Origin of the sequence: Streptomyces mutabilis (assembly GCF_046628145.1) — a bacterium.
Taxonomy (GTDB): domain Bacteria; phylum Actinomycetota; class Actinomycetes; order Streptomycetales; family Streptomycetaceae; genus Streptomyces; species Streptomyces mutabilis.
In genome coordinates, this window is record NZ_CP176874.1 from 6,796,289 (window position 1) to 6,817,952 (window position 21,664).

At 71.7% G+C, this 21,664-nt stretch carries 20 protein-coding genes; all 20 read left to right on the top strand.

The annotated features are described in order from the left end of the window. Positions 1-377 precede the first annotated feature (377 nt). The 20 genes from ACLIN4_RS30370 to ACLIN4_RS30465 all read left to right on the top strand — a co-directional run bounded on the left by ACLIN4_RS30370 (position 378) and on the right by ACLIN4_RS30465 (position 21,657). Complete coding sequence (locus ACLIN4_RS30370) at positions 378-2,231, top strand: DUF5941 domain-containing protein (protein WP_307651778.1); 1,854 nt, start codon at positions 378-380, stop codon at positions 2,229-2,231. Next, a complete protein-coding gene (locus tag ACLIN4_RS30375) occupies positions 2,228-2,980 on the top strand; it encodes a sugar phosphate nucleotidyltransferase (RefSeq protein ID WP_107479461.1) in 753 nt (250 codons plus the stop codon). The genes ACLIN4_RS30370 and ACLIN4_RS30375 overlap by 4 nt, the downstream gene beginning before the upstream one ends. Next, positions 2,968-4,029, top strand: a complete 1,062-nt coding sequence (locus ACLIN4_RS30380) for an iron-containing alcohol dehydrogenase family protein (RefSeq protein WP_269957408.1) — start codon at positions 2,968-2,970, stop codon at positions 4,027-4,029. Before ACLIN4_RS30375 ends, ACLIN4_RS30380 begins: the two co-directional genes overlap by 13 nt. Next, entirely contained in the window at positions 4,007-4,786 is a 780-nt protein-coding gene (locus tag ACLIN4_RS30385) for a CDP-alcohol phosphatidyltransferase family protein (RefSeq protein ID WP_107479460.1), read from the top strand. Before ACLIN4_RS30380 ends, ACLIN4_RS30385 begins: the two co-directional genes overlap by 23 nt. Before the next feature lie 8 nt (positions 4,787-4,794). Continuing rightward, entirely contained in the window at positions 4,795-5,667 is an 873-nt protein-coding gene (locus ACLIN4_RS30390) for a glycosyltransferase family 2 protein (protein ID WP_411576792.1), read from the top strand. Between the two features lie 117 nt (positions 5,668-5,784). Further along, on the top strand, positions 5,785-6,714 hold the full coding sequence (locus ACLIN4_RS30395; protein ID WP_100048384.1) for an ABC transporter permease: 930 nt from the start codon (positions 5,785-5,787) through the stop codon (positions 6,712-6,714). Beyond that, positions 6,707-7,486 carry an ABC transporter ATP-binding protein gene (locus ACLIN4_RS30400; RefSeq protein WP_043377576.1) on the top strand — a complete coding sequence of 260 codons (780 nt, stop codon included), beginning with the start codon at positions 6,707-6,709 and terminating at the stop codon, positions 7,484-7,486. Before ACLIN4_RS30395 ends, ACLIN4_RS30400 begins: the two co-directional genes overlap by 8 nt. A 358-nt stretch (positions 7,487-7,844) precedes the next feature. Continuing rightward, positions 7,845-8,747, top strand: a complete 903-nt coding sequence (hpnC, locus tag ACLIN4_RS30405; RefSeq protein WP_107479458.1) for a squalene synthase HpnC — start codon at positions 7,845-7,847, stop codon at positions 8,745-8,747. Then, a complete protein-coding gene (gene hpnD, locus ACLIN4_RS30410; RefSeq protein WP_179342655.1) occupies positions 8,744-9,694 on the top strand; it encodes a presqualene diphosphate synthase HpnD in 951 nt (316 codons plus the stop codon). The genes hpnC and hpnD overlap by 4 nt, the downstream gene beginning before the upstream one ends. Next, entirely contained in the window at positions 9,694-9,852 is a 159-nt protein-coding gene (locus tag ACLIN4_RS30415; RefSeq protein WP_411576445.1) for a DUF6380 family protein, read from the top strand. The genes hpnD and ACLIN4_RS30415 overlap by 1 nt, the downstream gene beginning before the upstream one ends. Beyond that, positions 9,849-11,285 carry a hydroxysqualene dehydroxylase HpnE gene (hpnE, locus tag ACLIN4_RS30420; RefSeq protein WP_289907662.1) on the top strand — a complete coding sequence of 479 codons (1,437 nt, stop codon included), beginning with the start codon at positions 9,849-9,851 and terminating at the stop codon, positions 11,283-11,285. Before ACLIN4_RS30415 ends, hpnE begins: the two co-directional genes overlap by 4 nt. A 68-nt stretch (positions 11,286-11,353) precedes the next feature. Beyond that, positions 11,354-12,418, top strand: a complete 1,065-nt coding sequence (locus ACLIN4_RS30425) for a polyprenyl synthetase family protein (protein WP_179342656.1) — start codon at positions 11,354-11,356, stop codon at positions 12,416-12,418. A 118-nt stretch (positions 12,419-12,536) separates the two neighbouring features. Continuing rightward, a complete protein-coding gene (shc, locus tag ACLIN4_RS30430; protein ID WP_107479455.1) occupies positions 12,537-14,630 on the top strand; it encodes a squalene--hopene cyclase in 2,094 nt (697 codons plus the stop codon). Next, positions 14,630-15,271 carry a 1-hydroxy-2-methyl-2-butenyl 4-diphosphate reductase gene (locus ACLIN4_RS30435; protein WP_107479454.1) on the top strand — a complete coding sequence of 214 codons (642 nt, stop codon included), beginning with the start codon at positions 14,630-14,632 and terminating at the stop codon, positions 15,269-15,271. The genes shc and ACLIN4_RS30435 overlap by 1 nt, the downstream gene beginning before the upstream one ends. Positions 15,272-15,277: 6 nt before the next feature. Further along, positions 15,278-16,300 carry an adenosyl-hopene transferase HpnH gene (gene hpnH / locus ACLIN4_RS30440; protein ID WP_100048392.1) on the top strand — a complete coding sequence of 341 codons (1,023 nt, stop codon included), beginning with the start codon at positions 15,278-15,280 and terminating at the stop codon, positions 16,298-16,300. A 4-nt stretch (positions 16,301-16,304) separates the two neighbouring features. Beyond that, a complete protein-coding gene (gene ispG, locus ACLIN4_RS30445) occupies positions 16,305-17,459 on the top strand; it encodes a flavodoxin-dependent (E)-4-hydroxy-3-methylbut-2-enyl-diphosphate synthase (protein WP_307651776.1) in 1,155 nt (384 codons plus the stop codon). Between the two features lie 27 nt (positions 17,460-17,486). Beyond that, the gene (gene dxs / locus ACLIN4_RS30450; protein WP_290014849.1) at positions 17,487-19,403 is read left to right on the top strand and encodes a 1-deoxy-D-xylulose-5-phosphate synthase; all 1,917 of its coding nucleotides are present in this window, start codon (positions 17,487-17,489) and stop codon (positions 19,401-19,403) included. After that, the gene (locus tag ACLIN4_RS30455) at positions 19,404-20,789 is read left to right on the top strand and encodes an aspartate aminotransferase family protein (protein WP_107477395.1); all 1,386 of its coding nucleotides are present in this window, start codon (positions 19,404-19,406) and stop codon (positions 20,787-20,789) included. A 98-nt stretch (positions 20,790-20,887) separates the two neighbouring features. Further along, positions 20,888-21,538 carry a helix-turn-helix domain-containing protein gene (locus tag ACLIN4_RS30460; protein WP_289912096.1) on the top strand — a complete coding sequence of 217 codons (651 nt, stop codon included), beginning with the start codon at positions 20,888-20,890 and terminating at the stop codon, positions 21,536-21,538. After that, positions 21,535-21,657, top strand: coding sequence for a DUF6126 family protein (locus tag ACLIN4_RS30465; protein ID WP_043377559.1), 123 nt, complete (start codon positions 21,535-21,537; stop codon positions 21,655-21,657). Before ACLIN4_RS30460 ends, ACLIN4_RS30465 begins: the two co-directional genes overlap by 4 nt. The last annotated feature ends 7 nt before the right edge of the window (positions 21,658-21,664 follow it).

Genomic DNA, 21,664 nt, shown 5'->3' on the forward strand with positions numbered 1-21,664 from the left:
GTTGTCATGTGCCCTGACCTGCGGAAACGGTGTGCAGGTCAGGGCGTTCGAAGTGGCGTGCGGGGTCCGTCCGGAGGAGGCCGGCGGGCGGCTGCGGGGAGGCGGCCCTGACGCAGGGCGCACGCCTGTAGACCCTGCGCGATGCCCGGGATGTCCGCTCTGGGGGCGCGGTTTGTGGGGCGGGCCCCGCATCCACGATGATGATCGCGGCCAAGGCGGGTGCAAGTGACGTCGACCGTCCGTGAAACAGGCGGTGAACACGGCGTTCCCGGCATCCGATAACCTCGGCCGACATGCCGCCCGGGTGCCGCAGGCGCGGGCGCCCCACCATGTACAGGACCGACGCTCCGGTGTCGGCACCCAGGGAGTGAGTTCGGTTGTCGACCGCCATCCTCACCGGTCAGCTGGTCCCCGGTTCGTCGATCGAGAGCGAGCTGCGGTCCCTGGGCTTCGACGTGGAGCTCGCCCCGGACGCCGCCGACACCGAGGCGGCGCTGGCCCGGGTGCCGGCCGGGGAGCGCGTCGCGGTGGTCGACACCCGCTTCGTCGGCCACGTGCACGCCCTGCGCCTCGGTCTCACCGACCCGCGCTTCCCGCTCGCCGCGATCCCGGGTGCGGTGACCGCTCAGCCGGAGGCCCGCCAGGCCCTGACCCGCGCCATGGCCCGGGAGCACTCCGCGGCCGGCGGCACCGCACACGGGGCCGCCCTCGCGCGGACCGAGCCGTACGCGGGAGACGCCGACAGCCTCGCCGACCGCATCACCGCCGCCCTCGACGCCGACGGCGCCGACGTGCACCGGCCCGAGCTGGGCAGCCTCGTCGCCACCGTCCCCGCCGACCCGCAGGCCCGCAACGAGGCCCGGCAGGCCGTCGCCGCCGTGGACGACGAGGCCGTACGTCTGAAGTCGGCCGTCAAGGCCCGCGACGGCTTCGTCACCACCTTCTTCATCAGCCCGTACTCCCGCTACATCGCCCGCTGGTGCGCACGCCGCGGACTGACCCCCAACCAGGTCACCACCGCCTCGCTGATCACCGCGCTCATAGCGGCGGGCTGCGCCGCCACCGGCACCCGCGGCGGCTTCGTCGCCGCCGGCGTGCTGCTCATCGCCTCCTTCGTCCTCGACTGCACCGACGGGCAGCTCGCCCGCTACTCCCTGCAGTACTCCACGCTCGGCGCCTGGCTGGACGCCACCTTCGACCGCGCCAAGGAGTACGCCTACTACGCGGGCCTCGCCCTCGGCGCCGCCCGCGGCGGCGACGACGTGTGGGCCCTCGCCCTCGGCGCGATGGTCCTCCAGACCTGCCGGCACGTCGTCGACTTCTCCTTCAACGAGGCCAACCACGACGCCGCCGCCAACACCAGCCCCACCGCCGCCCTCTCCGACCGGCTCGACAGCGTCGGCTGGACGGTCTGGGTGCGCCGCATGATCGTCCTGCCCATCGGCGAACGCTGGGCCATGATCGCCGTACTCACCGCCGTCGCCACCCCGCGGATCACCTTCTACGCGCTGCTGATCGGCTGCGCCTTCGCCGCGACGTACACCACGGCCGGCCGGGTGCTGCGCTCGCTGACCCGGAAGGCGACGAGGACGGACCGGGCGGCGAAGGCGCTGGCCGACCTGGCGGACTCGGGACCGCTCGCCGAGGCCGCCGCCAAGGGCTTCGGGAAGCCGGCCCGCCGCCTGCCCGGCTTCACCGCCCCGGCCGTCGCCCTGCTCGGCGGCCTCGCCGTCGTCGCCACGGCCGCGCTCACCGACTTCGGGGGCCCCTGGCCGCTCGTCGCCGCGGTCGCCCACGTCCTGACCTCCGCCCTCGCCGTCGCGCGCCCCCTCAAGGGCGCCCTCGACTGGCTGGTCCCGCCCTTCTTCCGCGCCGCCGAGTACGGCACCGTCCTGGTACTGGCGGCGAAAGCGGACGTGAACGGCGCCCTTCCGGCGGCTTTCGGGCTGGTGGCCGCGGTCGCCTACCATCACTACGACACGGTCTACCGCATCCGCGGCGGTGCGGGCGCGCCGCCCGCGTGGCTGGTGCGGACGATCGGGGGGCACGAGGGCCGCACGCTGGTGATCACCGTGCTCGCCGTGCTGCTCACCGCCACACAGTTCAAGCTCGCGCTCACGGTCCTCGCCGTGGCCGTGGCACTCGTGGTGCTCGTCGAGAGCATCCGCTTCTGGGTCGCCGCCCACAAGGGCGGCGCACCCGCCGTACACGACGAAGGAGAAACCGCATGATCGGCCTCGTGCTGGCGGCCGGCGCCGGCCGGCGTCTGCGCCCCTACACCGACACCCTGCCCAAGGCACTGGTGCCGGTCGGCCCCGAGGGGGCGGAGGACAGCATCACGGTGCTGGACCTGACCCTGGCGAACTTCGCCGAGGTCGGCCTGACCGAGGTCGGGATCATCGTCGGCTACCGCAAGGAGGCCGTGTACGAGCGCAAGGAGGCGCTGGAGCAGAAGTACGGCGTCAAGCTCACCCTCATCGACAACGACAAGGCCGAGGAGTGGAACAACGCCTACTCCCTGTGGTGCGGCCGTGACGCCCTCAAGGACGGCGTGATCCTCGCCAACGGCGACACCGTCCACCCGGTCTCCGTCGAGAAGACCCTGCTCGCCGCCCGCGGCGACGGCAAGAAGATCATCCTCGCCCTCGACACGGTGAAGAACCTCGCCGACGAGGAGATGAAGGTCGTCGTCGACCCCGACAAGGGCGTCCAGCGCATCACCAAGCTCATGGACCCCGCCGAGGCGACCGGTGAGTACATCGGCGTCACCCTCATCGAGGGCGAGGCCGCCGCCGACCTGGCCGACGCCCTGAAGACCACCTTCGAGCGCGACCCGCAGCTCTACTACGAGGACGGCTACCAGGAGCTGGTCGACCGCGGCTTCAAGATCGACGTGGCACCGATCGGCGACGTCAAGTGGGTCGAGATCGACAACCACGACGACCTCGCCAAGGGCCGGGAGATCGCGTGCCAGTACTGACGAGGCTCATCCCGTCGCCGGTCGTCGTGGACATCCGCGCGGGTGCCCTCGACGACCTGGGATGTGTGCTCGCCGACGAGCGCATCTCCCACTCGGGCAAGCTCGCCGTCGCCGTCAGCGGCGGCTCGGGCGCCCGGCTGCGCGAGCGCGTCGCCCCGTCCCTGCCCGGCGCCGACTGGTACGAGGTCGGCGGCGGCACCCTGGACGACGCGATCAAGCTGGCCGGTGCCATGAAGGGCGGCCACTACGACGCGGTCGTCGGCCTCGGCGGCGGCAAGATCATCGACTGCGCCAAGTTCGCCGCGGCGCGCGTCGGCCTGCCGCTGGTCGCCGTGCCCACGAACCTCGCGCACGACGGCCTGTGCTCGCCGGTCGCCACCCTCGACAACGACGCGGGCCGCGGCTCCTACGGCGTCCCGAACCCGATCGCGGTCGTCATCGACCTGGACGTCATCCGCGAGGCCCCGGTGCGGTTCGTCCGCGCCGGCATCGGGGACGCGGTCTCCAACGTCTCCGCGATCGCGGACTGGGAGCTGGCCAACCGCGTCAAGGGCGAGCGGATCGACGGCCTGGCCGCGGCGATGGCCCGCCAGGCGGGCGAGGCCGTGCTCCGGCACCCCGGCGGCGTCGGCGACAACGACTTCCTCCAGGTCCTCGCCGAGGGCCTGGTCCTGACCGGCATCGCCATGTCGGTCTCCGGTGACTCGCGGCCCGCCTCCGGCGCCTGCCACGAGATCAACCACGCCTTCGACCTGCTCTACCCCACCCGCGCCGCCGCCCACGGCGAGCAGTGCGGCCTGGGCGCGGCCTTCGCGATGTACCTGCGCGGGGCCCACGAGGAGTCCGCCCACATGGCCTCGGTGCTGCGCCGGCACGGACTGCCGGTGCTGTCCGAGGAGATCGGGTTCACGCCGGACGAGTTCGTCCGGGCCGTGGAGTTCGCCCCGCAGACGCGGCCCGGCCGCTACACGATCCTCGAGCACCTCGACCTGAAAACCGACCAGATCAAGGACCTGTACGCCGACTATGTCAAGGCCATCGGTAGCTGAACTACGTCCGGTCGTCCACCCCGCCGGGGTCAAGGACCGGCGCAGCGGTGAGCACTGGGCGGGACGCCTCTACATGCGTGAGGTCTCGCTGCGGATCGACCGCTACCTGGTGAACACCAGGATCACGCCCAACCAGCTCACGTACCTGATGACCGTCTGCGGCGTGCTCGCGGCCCCGGCCCTGCTGGTGCCGGGCATCACGGGCGCCGTGCTCGGCGTCGTGGCGGTCCAGCTCTACCTGCTGCTGGACTGCGTCGACGGCGAGGTCGCGCGCTGGAAGAAGCAGTACTCCCTCGGCGGCGTCTACCTCGACCGCGTCGGCGCCTACCTGACCGACGCCGCGGTCCTGGTCGGCCTCGGCCTGCGCGCCGCCGACATCTGGGGCACCGGCCGGATCGACTGGCTGTGGGCCTTCCTCGGCACCCTGGCCGCCCTCGGCGCCATCCTGATCAAGGCCGAGACCGACCTGGTCGGCGTCGCCCGGCACCAGGCCGGGATGGCCCCGGTCAAGGAGTCCGCCTCCGAGATCCGCTCCTCCGGCATGGCGCTGGCCCGCCGGGCCGCCGGGGCGCTCAAGTTCCACCGGCTGATCCTCGGCATCGAGGCGTCGCTGCTCATCCTGGTCCTCGCCATAGTCGACGCGAGCCGCGGAGACCTGTTCTTCACCCGGCTCGGCACCGCCGTACTCGCGGGCATCGCGCTGTTGCAGACCCTGCTGCACCTGGTCTCCGTCCTCGCCTCCAGCAGGCTGAAGTGAGCGGCGCCATGAAGGTCGGCGCCGTCGTCATCACCATGGGCAACCGCCCCGACGAGCTGCGGGCCCTGCTCGACTCGGTCGCCAAGCAGGACGGCGACCCGGTCGAGGTGGTCGTGGTCGGCAACGGCTCGCCCGTCCCGGAGGTGCCGACCGGCGTGCGCACGGTCGAGCTGCCCGAGAACCTGGGCATCCCCGGCGGGCGCAACGTCGGCATCGAGGCCTTCGGCCCGGGCGGCCGGGACGTCGACATCCTGCTCTTCCTCGACGACGACGGCCTGCTCGCCCGCACCGACACCGCCGAGCTGTGCCGGCAGGCCTTCGCGGCCGACGACGACCTCGGCATCATCAGCTTCCGCATCGCCGACCCGGACACCGGCGAGACCCAGCGGCGGCACGTGCCGAGGCTGCGCGCCTCCGACCCGATGCGCTCCTCCCGGGTCACCACCTTCCTCGGCGGCGCCAACGCCGTCCGCACCCGCGTCCTCGCCCAGGTCGGCGGCCTGCCCGACGCGTTCTTCTACGCCCACGAGGAGACCGACCTGGCCTGGCGGGCCCTCGACGCCGGCTGGATGATCGACTACCGCGCCGACATGGTGCTGAACCACCCCACGACCGCGCCCTCGCGGCACGCGGTCTACCACCGCATGGTCGCCCGCAACCGCGTCTGGCTCGCCCGCCGCAACCTCCCCGCGCTCCTCGTCCCGGTCTACCTCGGGGTGTGGATGCTGCTCACGCTGCTGCGCCGCCCCTCGCGCCCGGCCCTGAAAGCCTGGTTCGGCGGCTTCCGCGAGGGCTGGGCCACCCCCTGCGGTCCTCGCCGGCCCATGAGGTGGCGTACGGTGTGGCGGCTGACCCGGCTGGGCCGGCCTCCCGTGATCTGACAAGCTCGTACCCGAGGGCTTCCGGCCCCACCGGGTCCGACCGGACCCCTCCGAGGCCGACAGGACCGTGCCGAGCCCGTACCGGGCACGCACGGACGAAGACGAAAGTATCCACTAGTGAGTGAGACAACGCACGAAGGCGCGGTCGCCACGACCGAGCCCGTGTCGCCCGACGAGGGCCTCACGGCGGCCCAGCTCGCCGCCAAGCACGGGCTGACCGTGAGCGGTGCCCGACCGTCCCTCGCGGAGTACGTCCGTCAGCTCTGGGGGCGGCGCCACTTCATCCTCGCCTTCTCCCAGGCGAAGCTGACCGCCCAGTACAGCCAGGCCAAGCTCGGCCAGCTGTGGCAGGTGGCCACGCCGCTGCTGAACGCGCTCGTCTACTTCCTGATCTTCGGCCTGATCCTGAACGCGGGCCGCGGCATGGACAAGGACGTGTACATCCCGTTCCTGGTGACGGGTGTGTTCGTCTTCACCTTCACCCAGTCCTCCGCGATGGCGGGCGTCCGCGCGATCTCCGGCAACCTCGGCCTGGTGCGGGCGCTGCACTTCCCCCGCGCCTCGCTGCCCATCTCGTTCGCGTTCCAGCAGCTCCAGCAGCTGCTGGCATCGATGATCGTGCTGTTCGCGGTGGTGATCGGCTTCGGCAGCTATCCCTCGCTGTCCTGGCTGCTGGTCGTCCCGGCGCTGGTCCTGCAGTTCCTCTTCAACATGGGGCTGGCGCTGATCGTGGCCCGGATGGGGGCCAAGACACCGGACCTGGCGCAGCTGATGCCGTTCATCATGCGGACCTGGATGTACGCGTCCGGCGTGATGTTCTCCATCCCGATCATGCTGGAGGACAAGCCGGCCTGGCTGGCCGACGTGCTCCAGTGGAACCCGGCCGCCGTCTACATGGACCTGATCCGCTTCGCGCTGATCGACGGGTACGGCTCCGAGAACCTGCCGCCGCACGTGTGGGCGGTGGCGCTCGGCTGGGCCGCCGTCCTCGCCGTGGGCGGCTTCGTGTACTTCTGGAAGGCGGAGGAGAGGTACGGCCGTGGCTGAGCAGCAACAGGGCGCGCGGGTCCCGACGGTCATCGCGGACGACCTGCACATCGTCTACCGCGTCAACGGCGCCAAGACCGGCAAGGGCAGCGCGACCGCCGCGCTCAGCAGGATGCTGAAGCGCGGCGAGGAACGGGGCGTGCGCAAGGTGCACGCCGTGCGCGGTGTCTCCTTCACCGCCTACCGGGGCGAGGCCATCGGCCTCATCGGCTCCAACGGGTCCGGCAAGTCGACCCTGCTGCGGGCCATCGCCGGCCTGCTGCCCGCCGAGCGGGGCAAGGTCTACACCGACGGCCAGCCCTCCCTGCTCGGGGTGAACGCGGCCCTGATGAACGACCTGACCGGCGAGCGCAACGTCATCCTCGGCGGGCTGGCCATGGGCATGTCCCGCGAGCAGATCAAGGAGCGCTACCAGGACATCGTCGACTTCTCCGGGATCAACGAGAAGGGCGACTTCATCACCCTGCCGATGCGCACCTACTCCTCCGGCATGGCCGCCCGCCTGCGCTTCTCCATCGCGGCCGCCAAGGACCACGACGTCCTGATGATCGACGAGGCGCTGGCCACCGGTGACCGCAAATTCCAGACGCGTTCCGAGCAGCGCATCCGGGAGCTGCGCAAGGAGGCGGGCACCGTCTTCCTGGTCAGCCACAACAACAAGTCCATCCGGGACACCTGCAACCGCGTGCTGTGGCTGGAGCGCGGCGAGCTGCGCATGGACGGCCCGACCGACGAGGTGCTCAAGGAGTACGAGAAGTTCACGGGCAAGTAGCCCGACACGCCGGAGTCCCGCCGGAACTGCTCCGGCGGGGCCCGCGTCTGCAAAGGAAGCGTCAACTCCTGGCGTTCTCAGGAATCTTGAAGTCAATCGGTGTGTTGTTGTGACGCACGGAGGACCCCGGCGGACCCTCGTGCGTTGTACAACGTAAGCTGGACCGGTCCCGAAACGCGGCACATGGGGCGATAATGCCCGACACCCACGAGCGGGCCTGCCGCACGGGCGGCCGGGCGGCGTGTCCGAAATAGTGTGAATTGGGTCGGCAGTGTAGAACGGGAGATGTGACGGCAATGGCTACGGAAACTCCCCACCTCCGCGAAGCGTGCGCCGTCTCCGCCCAGGGCAGCCCGCGATGACGGTCACCGACACGGCACGGGCCGTCGACCCGGAGCGCGGCACCCTCGCCAAGGCCGCGGACGAGAACTTCCCCGTCGCCCCCTTCTTCCTGCCCCGCGACTGGCGCACCGACCTCATGGCCGTCTACGGCTTCGCCCGCCTCGTCGACGACATCGGCGACGGCGACCTGGCCCCCGGCGGCGCCGACGCCCGCCTCCTCGGCGTCCCCGAGGAGCACGCCGACGACCGGCTGGCGATGCTGGACGCCTTCGAGGAAGACCTGCGCCGCGTCTTCGACGGCACCCCCCGCCACCCGCTGCTGCTGCGCCTGCGGCCGACCGTACGCCGCCGTTCGCTCACCCCCGAGCCCTTCCTCGGCCTGATCGCCGCCAACCGCCAGGACCAGCTGGTCGGCCGGTACGAGACCTACGACGACCTCCTCGCCTACTGCGAGCTGTCCGCCAACCCCGTGGGCCGGCTCGTCCTCGCCGTCACCGGCACCTCGACGCCCGAACGGATCCGCCGCTCTGACGCGATCTGCACCGCCCTGCAGATCGTCGAGCACCTCCAGGACGTGGCCGAGGACCTGACCCGGGACCGGATCTACCTCCCCGCCGAGGACATGAAGCGCTTCCACGTCCAGGAGGCCGACCTGGCCGCGCCCACCGCGAACGCCTCGGTGCGCGCCCTGGTCGCCTTCGAGGCCCAGCGCGCCCGCGACCTGCTGAGCGAGGGCGCCCCGCTGGTGGGCAGCGTCCGGGGCAGGCTGCGCCTGCTGCTCGCGGGGTTCGTGGCGGGTGGCAGGGCGGCCCTGCGGGCGATCGCCGCCGCCGATCACGACGTACTTCCCGGCCCGCCCAAGCCCGGCAAGGCCCACTTGCTGCGCGAAGTGGGCCTGACCCTGCGAGGAGAGGGGTGATCCAGGCCGTGGAGTCGTCAGCGCACGCGTCGGCACCGGTGCTCGCCGCCTACAGCTACTGCGAGACCGTCACCGGACAGCAGGCCCGCAACTTCGCCTACGGCATCCGGCTGCTGCCGGCGCCCAAGCGCCGCGCGATGTCGGCGCTGTACGCGTTCTCGCGCCGGGTCGACGACATCGGCGACGGAGAGCTGGCCGCCGACGTCAAGGTCGCCCGGCTGGAGGAGGCCCGCGCGACGCTCGCCCGCATCCACGAGGGCGCGGTCGAGGAGGACGACACCGACCCCGTCGCCGTCGCCCTCGCGCACGCCGCCCGGCGGTTCCCCATCCCGCTCGGCGGCCTCGACGAACTGATCGACGGCGTCCAGATGGACCTGCGCGGCGAGAGCTACGAGACCTGGGACGACCTGAAGGTCTACTGCCGCTGCGTGGCCGGAGCCATCGGCCGACTCTCGCTCGGCGTCTTCGGCACCGAACCGGGGGCGCGCGGCGCCGAGCGCGCGCCCGAGTACGCCGACACGCTCGGGCTCGCGCTCCAGCTCACCAACATCCTGCGGGACGTCCGCGAGGACGCCGAGGACGGGCGCACCTACCTGCCCGCCGACGACCTCGCCAAGTTCGGCTGCTCGGCCGGATTCAGCGGACCGAAACCGCCCGAGGGCTCCGACTTCGCGGGCCTCGTGCACTTCGAAGTGCGTCGGGCCCGCGCCCTTTTCGCCGAGGGCTACCGGCTGCTTCCCATGCTCGACCGGCGCAGCGGCGCCTGCGTGGCCGCCATGGCCGGCATCTACCGCCGCCTCCTGGACCGCATCGAGCGCGACCCCGAGGCGGTGCTGCGCGGCCGGGTCTCGCTTCCCGGACGCGAGAAGGCGTACGTTGCGGTGCGCGGCCTGTCCGGGCTCGACACCCGGCACGTCACCCGGCGGGCCGTCAGGAGGCGCGCCTGATGGACACACCCGGCACAATCGACACGCCGGACGAGGGCGAAGCGGCCGGCGGAGTACGGCGGGCAACCCTCCGGTGGCGGGCGGCGTCCCTGACTGAGACGGTCTGCCGTACGCCGTTCAAGCACCACGGCGACCGGACACGGAAGGGCGCACCATGACGCACGGCAACGGCACGCGCGACGGCGGGCAGCTCGCGGACGTCTCCGCCCTCCGTCCGGGCGGACACGCCGTCGTGGTCGGCGGCGGCCTCGCCGGTGTGACCGCCGCGCTCGCGCTCGCCGACGCCGGGGTGCGCGTCACCCTGCTCGAAGGGCGTCCGCGTCTGGGCGGGCTCGCCTTCTCCTTCCAGCGCGGTGGCCTCACCGTCGACAACGGCCAGCACGTCTACCTGCGCTGCTGCACCGCCTACCGCTGGTTCCTCGACCGCGTCGGCGGGGCGGCACTGGCTCCCGTGCAGGAACGTCTCGACGTGCCCGTCGTCGACCTCGCCCGGCCCGAGGGACGGCGGCTCGGCAGGCTGCGGCGCGACGCGCTGCCCGTCCCCCTCCACCTGGGGCGCAGCCTCGCCACGTACCCGCACCTCTCGCTCGCCGAACGCGCGAGCGTCGGGCGGGCCGCGCTCGCGCTCAAGGGGCTCGACCTCGCCGATCCGGCCCTGGACACGCAGGACTTCGGCAGCTGGCTGGCCGCGCACGGCCAGTCGGCGCGCGCCGTCGAAGCCCTGTGGGACCTGGTCGGGGTCGCCACCCTCAACGCGGTCGCGGGCGACGCCTCGCTCGGGCTCGCCGCGATGGTGTTCAAGACCGGTCTGCTGTCCGACCCGGGCGCGGCCGACATCGGCTGGGCCCGCGTCCCGCTGGGTGAACTGCACGACCGGCTGGCCCGCAAGGAGCTCGACTCCGCGGGCGTCCGTACCGAGGTCCGTACACGCGTCACCTCCATCCGTATGAACGAGAACGGCGGCTGGAGCGTTCAGGTTCCCGGCGAGACGCTGGGGGCGGACGCGGTCGTCCTCGCCGTACCGCAGCGCGAGGCGCACGGTCTGCTGCCCGACGGCGCGCTCGACGCCCCGGAGAACCTGCTGGAGATCGGCACCGCGCCGATCCTCAACATCCACGTGATCTACGACCGGAAGGTGCTCGCCACGCCGTTCCTCACAGCGCTCGGCACCCCGGTGCAGTGGGTCTTCGACCGCACCGAGGCCTCCGGGCTGAGGGAGGGCCAGTACCTGGCGCTGTCGCAGTCGACCGCGCAGAACGAGATCGACGAGCCCGTGGCCGCGTTGCGCGAGCGGTACCTGCCCGAGCTGGAGCGACTGCTGCCCCGCGCCCGGGGCGCCGAGGTGAGGGACTTCTTCGTGACCAGGGAGCGCGCCGCGACCTTCGCTCCCGCCCCCGGCGTCGGCCGTCTCAGGCCCGGCGCCCGCACCAAGGCACCCGGCCTCTACCTGGCCGGAGCGTGGACCGCCACCGGGTGGCCCGCGACCATGGAGAGCGCGGTTCGCAGCGGTGTCGCAGCGGCGGGCGCCGCTCTCGGCGCCCTGGGCCGGTCCCGCGGCCTCCTCCCCGACTTCTTCGAGGAGGCGGCATGAAAACCGATCCGCGAGGCACCGACTCCCGCGCTCCCGGCACCGCAACTGGAGGAAAGACTGTGCCCACTGTGCCCCCGGCCCCGACGGCCGACCGACGGACCACGGTGGACGTGACCGCGCTCCTGGAGCGCGGCCGGACCCTGGCCACGCCGGTACTGCGGGCGGCCGTAGACCGTCTGGCGCCTCCCATGGACACCGTCGCCGCCTACCACTTCGGCTGGATCGACGCCCAGGGCAGGCCCGCGGACGGCGACGGCGGCAAGGCCGTGCGCCCCGCCCTCGCGGTGCTCTCCGCCGAGGTCACCGGCGCCGCGCCCGAGATCGGCGTCCCCGGCGCGGTGGCCGTGGAGCTGGTGCACAACTTCTCCCTCCTGCACGACGACCTGATGGACGGCGACGAGCAGCGCCGCCACCGCGACACGGTCTGGAAGGTGCACGGCCCCGCCCAGGCCATCCTGGTCGGCGACGCCCTGTTCGCCCTCGCCAACGAGGTGCTGCTGGAGCTCGGGACCGTCGAGGCGGGCCGCGCCACCCGCCGACTGACCAAGGCGTCCCGCTCCCTGATCGACGGTCAGGCCCAGGACATCTCCTACGAACACCGCGACCGCGTCAGCGTCGAGGAGTGCCTGGAGATGGAGGGCAACAAGACCGGCGCCCTGATCGCCTCCGCCAGCTCCATCGGCGCGGTCCTCGGCGGCGCCGACGAGCACACCGCCGACATCCTGGAGAGGTACGGCTACCACCTGGGCCTCGCCTTCCAGGCCGTCGACGACCTGCTCGGCATCTGGGGCGACCCGGACGCCACCGGCAAGCAGGCCTGGAGCGATCTGCGCCAGCGCAAGAAGTCCCTCCCGGTGGTGGCAGCCCTCGCGGCGGGCGGCCCCGCCTCCGAACGGCTCGGTGAGATCCTCGCCGCCGACGCCAAGACCAGTGACTTCGCGAACTTCTCCGAGGAGGAGTTCGCGGCCCGCGCCGCCCTCATCGAGGAAGCGGGCGGGCGGGAGTGGACCGCCGACGAGGCGCGTCGCCAGCACACCATCGCCATCGAAGCCCTCGACGCCGTCGACATGCCCGACCGGGTGCGGGACATGTTCACCGCGCTCGCGGACTTCGTCGTCGTACGAAAGAGATGATCACTATCGGTCGAATAGCCCTCGCGTAGTCGCCGGCCGGTGCCGCAGGTACACGAGCACCGGCCGACGGCGGACCCACAGCAGACGCACCGTATGCACACTGCACGAAGGGGAAGCCATGACAGCGACGACCGACGGAAGCACCGGGGCGACCCTCAAGCCCCTGGCAGCCGCGGCCAGCGAAGACGACATCACCATCCCCGACACGGCGGCCGGGGTACCAGAAGCCGCCGCCCGCGCCACCCGGCGCGCCACGGACTACCTGCTCTCCCGGCAGGACGCCGAGGGCTGGTGGAAGGGCGACCTCGAGACGAACGTCACGATGGACGCCGAGGACCTGCTCCTGCGCCAGTTCCTGGGCATCCTCGACGAGGACACCACGCGGGCCGCCGCCCTCTTCATCCGCGGAGAGCAGCGCGAGGACGGCACCTGGGCCACCTTCTACGGCGGCCCAGGCGAACTCTCCACCACCATCGAGGCCTACGTCGCCCTCCGCCTGGCCGGCGACGCACCCGACGCGCCGCACATGGCACGGGCCTCCGAGTGGATCCGGTCCCGCGGCGGCATCGCCGCCTCCCGCGTCTTCACCCGGATCTGGCTCGCCCTGTTCGGCTGGTGGAAGTGGGACGACCTGCCCGAACTCCCGCCCGAGCTGATCTACTTCCCCACCTGGGTGCCGCTCAACATCTACGACTTCGGCTGCTGGGCCCGGCAGACCATCGTGCCGCTCACCATCGTCTCGGCGAAGCGCCCGGTGCGCCCCGCGCCCTTCCCCCTGGACGAGCTGCACACCGACCCGGCCCTCCCCAACCCGCCCAAGCCCCTGGCCCCGGCGGCGAGCTGGGACGGCGCCTTCCAGCGCATCGACAAGGCCCTGCACGCCTACCGCAGGGTCGCCCCGCGCCGGCTGCGCCGGGCCGCGATGAACACCGCCGCCCGCTGGATCATCGAGCGCCAGGAGAACGACGGGTGCTGGGGCGGCATCCAGCCGCCGGCCGTGTACTCGGTCATCGCGCTCTACCTGCTCGGCTACGACCTCGAACACCCCGTGATGCGGGCCGGCCTGGAGTCGCTGGACCGGTTCGCCGTGTGGCGCGAGGACGGGGCCCGGATGATCGAGGCCTGCCAGTCCCCGGTGTGGGACACCTGCCTGGCCACCATCGCGCTGGCCGACGCGGGCGTGCCCGCCGACCACCCGCAGCTGGTGAAGGCCGCCGACTGGATGCTCGGCGAGCAGATCGTCCGCCCCGGCGACTGGTCGGTGAAGCGGCCCGGACTCCCGCCCGGCGGCTGGGCGTTCGAGTTCCACAACGACAACTACCCCGACATCGACGACACCGCCGAGGTCGTCCTCGCCCTGCGCCGGGTCCGGCACCACGACCCGGAGCGGGTGGAGAAGGCCATCGGCCGCGGGGTCCGGTGGAACCTCGGCATGCAGTCGAAGAACGGCGCCTGGGGCGCCTTCGACGTCGACAACACCAGCCCCTTCCCGAACCGGCTGCCCTTCTGCGACTTCGGTGAGGTCATCGACCCGCCGTCCGCCGACGTCACCGCGCACGTCGTCGAGATGCTCGCCGTGGAGGGCCTCACCCACGATCCGCGCACCCGGCGCGGGATCCAGTGGCTGCTGGCCGAGCAGGAGGCGGACGGCTCGTGGTTCGGCCGGTGGGGCGTCAACTACGTCTACGGCACCGGCTCCGTCGTGCCCGCCCTGACCGCCGCCGGAATCCCCGCCTCGCACCCGGCGATCCGCCGCGCGGTGTCGTGGCTGGAGTCCGTGCAGAACGACGACGGCGGCTGGGGCGAGGACCTGCGCTCCTACCGGTACGTGAGGGAGTGGAGCGGCCGGGGCGCCTCGACCGCCTCGCAGACCGCCTGGGCGCTGATGGCCCTGCTGGCGGCGGGGGAGCGCGAGTCCAAGGCGGTCGAACGCGGCATCGCGTGGCTCGCCGCCACCCAGCGGGAGGACGGCTCCTGGGACGAGCCCTACTTCACCGGAACCGGCTTCCCCTGGGACTTCTCCATCAACTACCACCTCTACCGGCAGGTCTTCCCGCTCACCGCGCTCGGCCGGTACGTGCACGGAGAACCCTTCGCCAAGAAGGCGGGAGCCAAGAAGTCCGGCGCGGAGCGGACCGACGTCGGGCAGGCCGCCGTCCTCGCCGCGCAGCCCTCCACCGAGACGTCCGCCGCCGAGGTGAAGGGCAGCTGATGACCCCGCAGACCGGCCCGTCCCCGCTGCTGATCGCCTGCGCGCTCGGCATCGAGCACCTCGCCCTGCGCACCGGCGACCGCGGTGGCGCCGGCGGGCCGGTCACCGTCCTGCGTACGGGCATGGGCCCCAGGGCGGCCGAGCGCTCGGTGGGCCGGGTCCTCGCCGACCCGGCCCTGGACGGTGCCGCCGTGCTGGCCACCGGCTTCTGCGCGGGACTCGCGCCCGGCATGCACCCCGGCGACCTGGTCGTCGCCGAGGAGACCCGGGACCCGCGCGGGACGGTCGGGTGCGTCGGCACCGACCGGCTCGTGAAGGAACTCGCACGGGCCCTTCCCCGGCGCACCGTGCATACCGGGCCGCTGACCGGATCCGACCACGTCGTCCGCGGACCCGAACGCGCCGACCTGCTCGCGACCGGCGCGATCGCCGTCGACATGGAGTCCGCGGCGACGCTCCTGAGCGCCGTCCGGACGGCCGCGCGCCCCGTTGCGGCCGTCCGGGTGGTAGTGGACGCTCCAGAACACGAACTCGTCCGGATCGGCACGGTGCGCGGTGGAATATCGGCTTTCCGCGTTCTTCGATCCGTTCTTCCCGCATTCTTCGAATGGCACCGATCTTTGCCGCTCCCCCGGAGGTGAGCCCAGATGGCCATGCCGCTGCGTCAGTCCATCAAGGTCGCTACATACCTGGCCGAACAGAAGATCCGCCGACGGGACAAGTTTCCGCTCATCGTGGAGTTGGAGCCGCTCTTCGCCTGCAACCTGAAGTGCGAGGGGTGCGGCAAGATCCAGCACCCCGCCGGGGTGCTCAAGCAGCGCATGCCGGTCGCGCAGGCCGTGGGGGCGGTGCTCGAATCGGGTGCGCCGATGGTCTCCATCGCCGGCGGCGAGCCGCTGATGCACCCTCAGATCGACGAGATCGTGCGCCAGTTGGTGGCCAAGAGGAAGTACGTCTTCCTTTGCACCAACGCCCTGCTCATGCGCAAGAAGATGGACAAGTTCAAGCCCTCGCCCTACTTCGCCTTCGCGGTGCACATCGACGGGCTGCGTGAGCGGCACGACGAGTCCGTGGCCAAGGAGGGCGTGTTCGACGAGGCCGTGGAAGCCATCAAGGAGGCCAAGCGGCGCGGCTTCCGGGTGACCACCAACTCGACCTTCTTCAACACCGACACCCCGCAGACCATCGTCGAGGTCCTCAACTTCCTCAACGACGACCTGAAGGTCGACGAGATGATGATCTCGCCGGCCTACGCCTACGAGAAGGCGCCCGACCAGGAGCACTTCCTGGGCGTGGAGCAGACCCGCGAGCTGTTCAAGAAGGCATTCGCGGGCGGCAACCGGGCCCGCTGGCGGCTCAACCACTCCCCGCTGTTCCTCGACTTCCTCGAGGGCAAGGTCGACTTCCCCTGCACGGCGTGGGCGATCCCGAACTACTCCCTCTTCGGCTGGCAGCGCCCCTGCTACCTGATGAGCGACGGCTACGTCCCGACGTACCGGGAACTGATCGAGGAGACCGACTGGGACAAGTACGGCCGCGGCAAGGACCCGCGCTGCGCCAACTGCATGGCGCACTGCGGCTACGAGCCCACCGCCGTCCTGGCCACCATGGGCTCGCTCAAGGAGTCCCTGCGCGCCATGCGCGAGACCGTCTCGTCGAACCGGGAGTGACGCGGTGACCGCCATCTCCCTGGGCGTCCCCGAGGTCCCGGTCCGGCCGATCGCCGAGCGACGCGTGTCGCGGCGCATCCAGGTCGGGCCGGTGGCCGTCGGGGGCGGGGCCCCGGTGTCGGTGCAGTCCATGACCACGACCCGTACGTCCGACATCGGCGCGACGCTCCAGCAGATCGCCGAGCTGACGGCGTCCGGCTGCGAGATCGTGCGGGTGGCCTGCCCGACGCAGGACGACGCGGACGCGCTCCCGGTGATCGCGAAGAAGTCGCAGATCCCGGTGATCGCCGACATCCACTTCCAGCCGAAGTACGTGTTCGCCGCGATCGAGGCGGGCTGCGCGGCGGTCCGGGTGAACCCGGGCAACATCAAGAAGTTCGACGACCAGGTCAAGGAGACCGCCAAGGCGGCCAAGGACCACGGCACGCCGATCCGCATCGGCGTGAACGCGGGCTCCCTGGACCGGCGCCTGCTCCAGAAGTACGGCAAGGCGACCCCCGAGGCCCTGGCCGAGTCCGCCCTGTGGGAGGCGTCCCTCTTCGAGGAGCACGACTTCCGGGACATCAAGATCTCCGTCAAGCACAACGACCCGGTCGTCATGGTCGAGGCGTACCGCCAGCTCGCCGCCCAGTGCGACTACCCGCTCCACCTCGGCGTCACCGAGGCCGGACCCGCCTTCCAGGGCACCATCAAGTCCGCCGTCGCCTTCGGCGCGCTGCTCTCCCAGGGCATCGGCGACACCATCCGGGTCTCCCTCTCCGCCCCGCCGGTCGAGGAGATCAAGGTCGGCATCCAGATCCTGGAGTCGCTCGGACTCAGGCAGCGTCGGCTGGAGATCGTCTCCTGCCCGTCCTGCGGCCGCGCCCAGGTCGATGTCTACAAGCTCGCCGAGGAGGTCACGGCAGGGCTGGAGGGCATGGAGGTGCCGCTGCGCGTCGCCGTCATGGGGTGCGTGGTCAACGGCCCGGGCGAGGCCCGCGAGGCCGACCTCGGCGTGGCTTCCGGCAATGGCAAGGGCCAGATCTTCGTCAAGGGGGAGGTAATCAAGACCGTCCCCGAGTCGAAGATCGTCGAGACGCTGATCGACGAGGCGATGCGGATCGCCGAGCAGATGGAGAAGGACGGCGCGTCGGGGGAGCCGGCCGTCACCGTGAGCTGAACAGCACGGACCGAAGGGGGCCCGAGCGTGACGATTCTGGAGAACATCCGGGGACCACGCGACCTGAAGGCGCTGTCCGAGGCGGAACTCGGTCGACTGTCCGACGAGATACGTGACTTCCTGGTGCACGCGGTCGCCCGCACCGGCGGACACCTCGGCCCGAACCTGGGGGTGGTCGAACTCACCGTCGCCCTGCACCGGGTCTTCGAGTCGCCGGCCGACCGCATCCTGTGGGACACCGGCCACCAGAGCTACGTGCACAAGATCCTGACCGGTCGTCAGGACTTCTCCAAGCTGCGCGGGAAAGGCGGACTGTCCGGTTACCCGTCGCGGGAGGAGTCCGAGCACGACGTCATCGAGAACAGCCACGCCTCCACCGTGCTCGGCTGGGCCGACGGCCTCGCCAAGGCCCGCCAGGTGCGGGGGGAACGCGGGCACGTCGTCGCCGTCATCGGTGACGGCGCGCTCACCGGCGGCATGGCCTGGGAGGCGCTGAACAACATCGCGGCGGCCCGGGACCGGCCGCTGATCATCGTCGTCAACGACAACGAACGCTCCTACGCGCCGACCATCGGCGGCCTCGCCAACCACCTCGCGACCCTCCGGACGACCGACGGCTACGAGCGGACGCTGGCCTGGGGCAAGGACGTGCTCCAGCGCACACCCGTGGTCGGCCACCGCGTCTACGACGCCCTGCACGGTGCGAAGAAGGGCTTCAAGGACGCCGTCGCCCCGCAGGGACTCTTCGAGGACCTGGGGCTGAAGTACGTGGGGCCCATCGACGGCCACGACATCGGGGCGGTCGAGTCGGCGCTGCGGCGCGCGAAACGCTTCCACGGCCCCGTCCTCGTCCACTGCCTCACGGAGAAGGGCCGCGGCTACGAGCCCGCCCTGCGCGACGAGGCGGACCACTTCCACACCGTCGGCGCGATGGACCCGCTCACCTGCGCGCCCCTGACCCCGTCCAGCGGGCCTTCCTGGACCTCGGTGTTCGGCGAGGAGATCGTGCGGATCGGCGAGGAGCGCGACGACGTGGTGGCGATCACCGCGGCCATGCTGCACCCGGTCGGCCTCGGACGCTTCGCCGAGCGGTTCCCCGACCGGGTCTGGGACGTCGGCATCGCCGAGCAGCACGCCGCCGTGTCCGCGGCCGGTCTCGCCACCGGCGGCCTCCACCCGGTCGTCGCCGTCTACGCCACCTTCCTCAACCGCGCCTTCGACCAGCTCCTGATGGACGTGGCCCTGCACAAGTGCGGCGTCACCTTCGTGCTGGACCGGGCAGGTGTCACCGGTGCCGACGGGCCCTCGCACAACGGCATGTGGGACATGTCCGTCCTCCAGGTCGTCCCGGGACTGCGCATCGCCGCGCCGCGCGACGCCGACCAGCTGCGGGCCCAACTGCGCGAGGCGGTCGCCGTCGACGACGCGCCGACGCTGGTGCGCTTCCCGAAGGAGTCCGTCGGACCGGCCGTACCCGCCGTCGACCGGATCGGCGGCACGGACGTCCTGCACGCCGCCGAGCGGCCCGAGGTGCTGCTCGTCGCCGTCGGGGCGATGGCCCCCGTCTGCCTCCGCACCGCCGAACTGCTGGAGGCCCGCGGCATCGGCTGCACCGTCGTCGACCCGCGCTGGGTCAAGCCCGTCGATCCCGTGCTCCCGCCCCTGGCCGCCCGGCACCGCCTGGTGGCCGTCGTCGAGGACAACAGCCGTGCCGCCGGGGTCGGTTCGGCGGTGGCGCTGGCGCTGGGCGACGCCGAGGTCGACGTGCCGGTACGCCGGTTCGGCATTCCCGAGCAGTTCCTCGCGCACGCCAAGCGCGCCGAGGTGCTCGCCGACATCGGTCTCACCCCGGTCGAGATCGCAGGCCGGATCAGCGCGAGCCTGTCCGTCGCCGAACAGGCCGGGGACGGCCGGATCGCCATGCCAGCGCAAGGAGAGAACTGAATGACCAAGGAGTTCGACCTCACCGCGCTCCTGGCCGAGCGCGGAGCCGAGCGGTACGAGCTGCACGCGAAGCACCTCAACCACCAGCTGCCGCGCATGCTCCGCACCATCGGCTTCGACAAGGTCTACGAGCGGGCCGAGGGTGCGCACTTCTGGGACGCGGACGGCAACGACTACCTGGACATGCTCGCCGGGTTCGCCGTGATGGGCCTGGGCCGGCACCACCCCGTCGTCCGCAAGGCACTGCACGACGTCCTCGACGCCTCGCTCGCGGACCTGACCCGCTTCGACTGCCCGCCACTGCCCGGCCTGCTGGCCGAGAAGCTGCTCTCGTACAGTCCGCACCTGGACCGGGTCTTCTTCGGCAACAGCGGCACGGAGGCGGTGGAGACCGCGCTGAAGTTCGCCCGGTACGCGACCGGCAGGCCGAGGGTCCTGTACTGCCCGCACGCCTTCCACGGGTTGACCGCCGGCTCGCTCTCGGTCAACGGCGAGAACGGCTTCCGCGACGGCTTCGCGCCGCTGCTGCCCGACACCCCCGTCCCGCTCGGCGACGTGGACGCCCTGGCGCGGGAGCTGAAGAAGGGCGACGTGGCGGCGCTGATCGTCGAGCCCATCCAGGGAAAGGGCGTGCACGAGGCCCCGCCCGGCTATCTGCGCGCCGCGCAGGAACTGCTGCACCGGCACAAGGCCCTGCTGATCGCCGACGAGGTGCAGACGGGACTGGGCCGGACCGGGAAGTTCTACGCCTTCCAGCACGAGGACGGCGTCGAGCCGGACCTGGTGTGCGTGGCCAAGGCGCTGTCCGGTGGATACGTGCCCGTGGGGGCCACGCTGGGCAAGGACTGGATCTTCCAGAAGGTGTACTCCTCGATGGACCGGGTGCAGGTCCACTCGGCGAGCTTCGGATCCAACGCGCAGGCCATGGCCGCCGGGCTCGCGGTGCTGTCGGTGATGGAGAACGAGGAGATCGTGGCGAACGCCGCCGCGGTGGGAGAGCGGCTGAAATCCCGGCTCGAGGAGCTGGTGGACCGCTACGAGCTGCTCGCCGACGTCCGGGGCCGGGGGCTGATGATCGGCATCGAGTTCGGCCGGCCCCGGTCCCTGAGGCTGCGCAGCCGCTGGACGATGCTCCAGGCGGCACGGAAGGGGCTCTTCGCGCAGATGGTGGTGGTGCCGCTGCTGCAGCGCCACCACATCCTGACCCAGGTCTCCGGCGACCATCTCGAGGTGATCAAGCTGATCCCGCCCCTGATCATCGACACGGCGGACGCGGACCGGTTCGTGGACGCCTTCACCGAGGTGATGGACGACGCGCACAACGGCGGCGGCCTGATGTGGGACTTCGGAAAGACGCTGGTCAGGCAGGCGGTGGCCAACCGGTGAGGTTGCCGACGGCGGTGGGTCCGCTCCGGCCCCGACGGTCTTTTGCCTCGTAGGCAAGAAAATTGCCTGCGGGGTAAACATCGGGCTGAATGGGAGGCATGACCTCCCACGAGACCGGACCGTCGGCGTCGGAGACGCCGGCGGACGCGGTGTCCGTCGTGGCACCGCAGCTGCGTGCCCTGCGGCGCAGGGCCGCCCTCACCCTGGAGGCGGCGGCCCGTGCCGCCGGGCTGTCGCCCGCCCACCTCTCCCGCCTGGAGACCGGGCAGCGCCAGCCCTCGCTGCCGATGCTGCTCTCCCTCGCCCGTGTCTACGGTACGACCGTCTCGGAACTGCTCGGCGAGACGGCCGCGGACCGCGACGCGGTCGTGCGGGCCGACGCCATGGAGCCGACCTTCGCCGGTGGCTGGACCTACTGGCAGGCCGGTGGGGCCGGCCGCGGCATGCAGGCCCTGCGCGTGCACGTGCCGCACGGCTCCCAGGGCGACATCGTGCGGGTGCACCCGGGTGAGGAGTGGATCCACGTCCTGCGCGGCCGGTTGCGGCTCCGGCTCGGGGACGCGGTGCACCGGCTCGGTCCGGGCGACAGCGCGCACTTCGACTCGCTGACCCCGCACCGGATCGCCGCCCAGGACGTCGACGGGGTCGATCTCCTGTTCGTCCACACACTGCTCCAGAGCCCGACGGCGGCGCTGTGCCTGGGACCGGCCACCGCGACGACCCACCACGACCTGGGAGAGATGCCATGAACCTGCAGGACAAGTTTCCGCGCGCCCTGTGGGTGCGGCTCTTCATCTACCTCATCGTGGGCCACGTCTTCGCGGCCTTCATCTACCTGCTCTTCGAGGTGGGTGCCAACAGCCGCTGACCCGGCG

Coding starts and splice junctions, on each gene's coding strand:
- ACLIN4_RS30390 (WP_411576792.1), top strand. CDS start 4,795: ATGAAGGTCGGCGCCGTCGTCATCACCATGGGCAACCGCCCCGACGAG.
- ACLIN4_RS30465 (WP_043377559.1), top strand. CDS start 21,535: ATGAACCTGCAGGACAAGTTTCCGCGCGCCCTGTGGGTGCGGCTCTTC.
- hpnE (WP_289907662.1), top strand. CDS start 9,849: ATGACGCACGGCAACGGCACGCGCGACGGCGGGCAGCTCGCGGACGTC.
- shc (WP_107479455.1), top strand. CDS start 12,537: ATGACAGCGACGACCGACGGAAGCACCGGGGCGACCCTCAAGCCCCTG.
- ACLIN4_RS30375 (WP_107479461.1), top strand. CDS start 2,228: ATGATCGGCCTCGTGCTGGCGGCCGGCGCCGGCCGGCGTCTGCGCCCC.
- ACLIN4_RS30415 (WP_411576445.1), top strand. CDS start 9,694: ATGGACACACCCGGCACAATCGACACGCCGGACGAGGGCGAAGCGGCC.
- hpnH (WP_100048392.1), top strand. CDS start 15,278: ATGGCCATGCCGCTGCGTCAGTCCATCAAGGTCGCTACATACCTGGCC.
- ACLIN4_RS30460 (WP_289912096.1), top strand. CDS start 20,888: ATGACCTCCCACGAGACCGGACCGTCGGCGTCGGAGACGCCGGCGGAC.
- ACLIN4_RS30385 (WP_107479460.1), top strand. CDS start 4,007: ATGTCAAGGCCATCGGTAGCTGAACTACGTCCGGTCGTCCACCCCGCC.
- ACLIN4_RS30435 (WP_107479454.1), top strand. CDS start 14,630: ATGACCCCGCAGACCGGCCCGTCCCCGCTGCTGATCGCCTGCGCGCTC.
- hpnC (WP_107479458.1), top strand. CDS start 7,845: ATGACGGTCACCGACACGGCACGGGCCGTCGACCCGGAGCGCGGCACC.
- ACLIN4_RS30455 (WP_107477395.1), top strand. CDS start 19,404: ATGACCAAGGAGTTCGACCTCACCGCGCTCCTGGCCGAGCGCGGAGCC.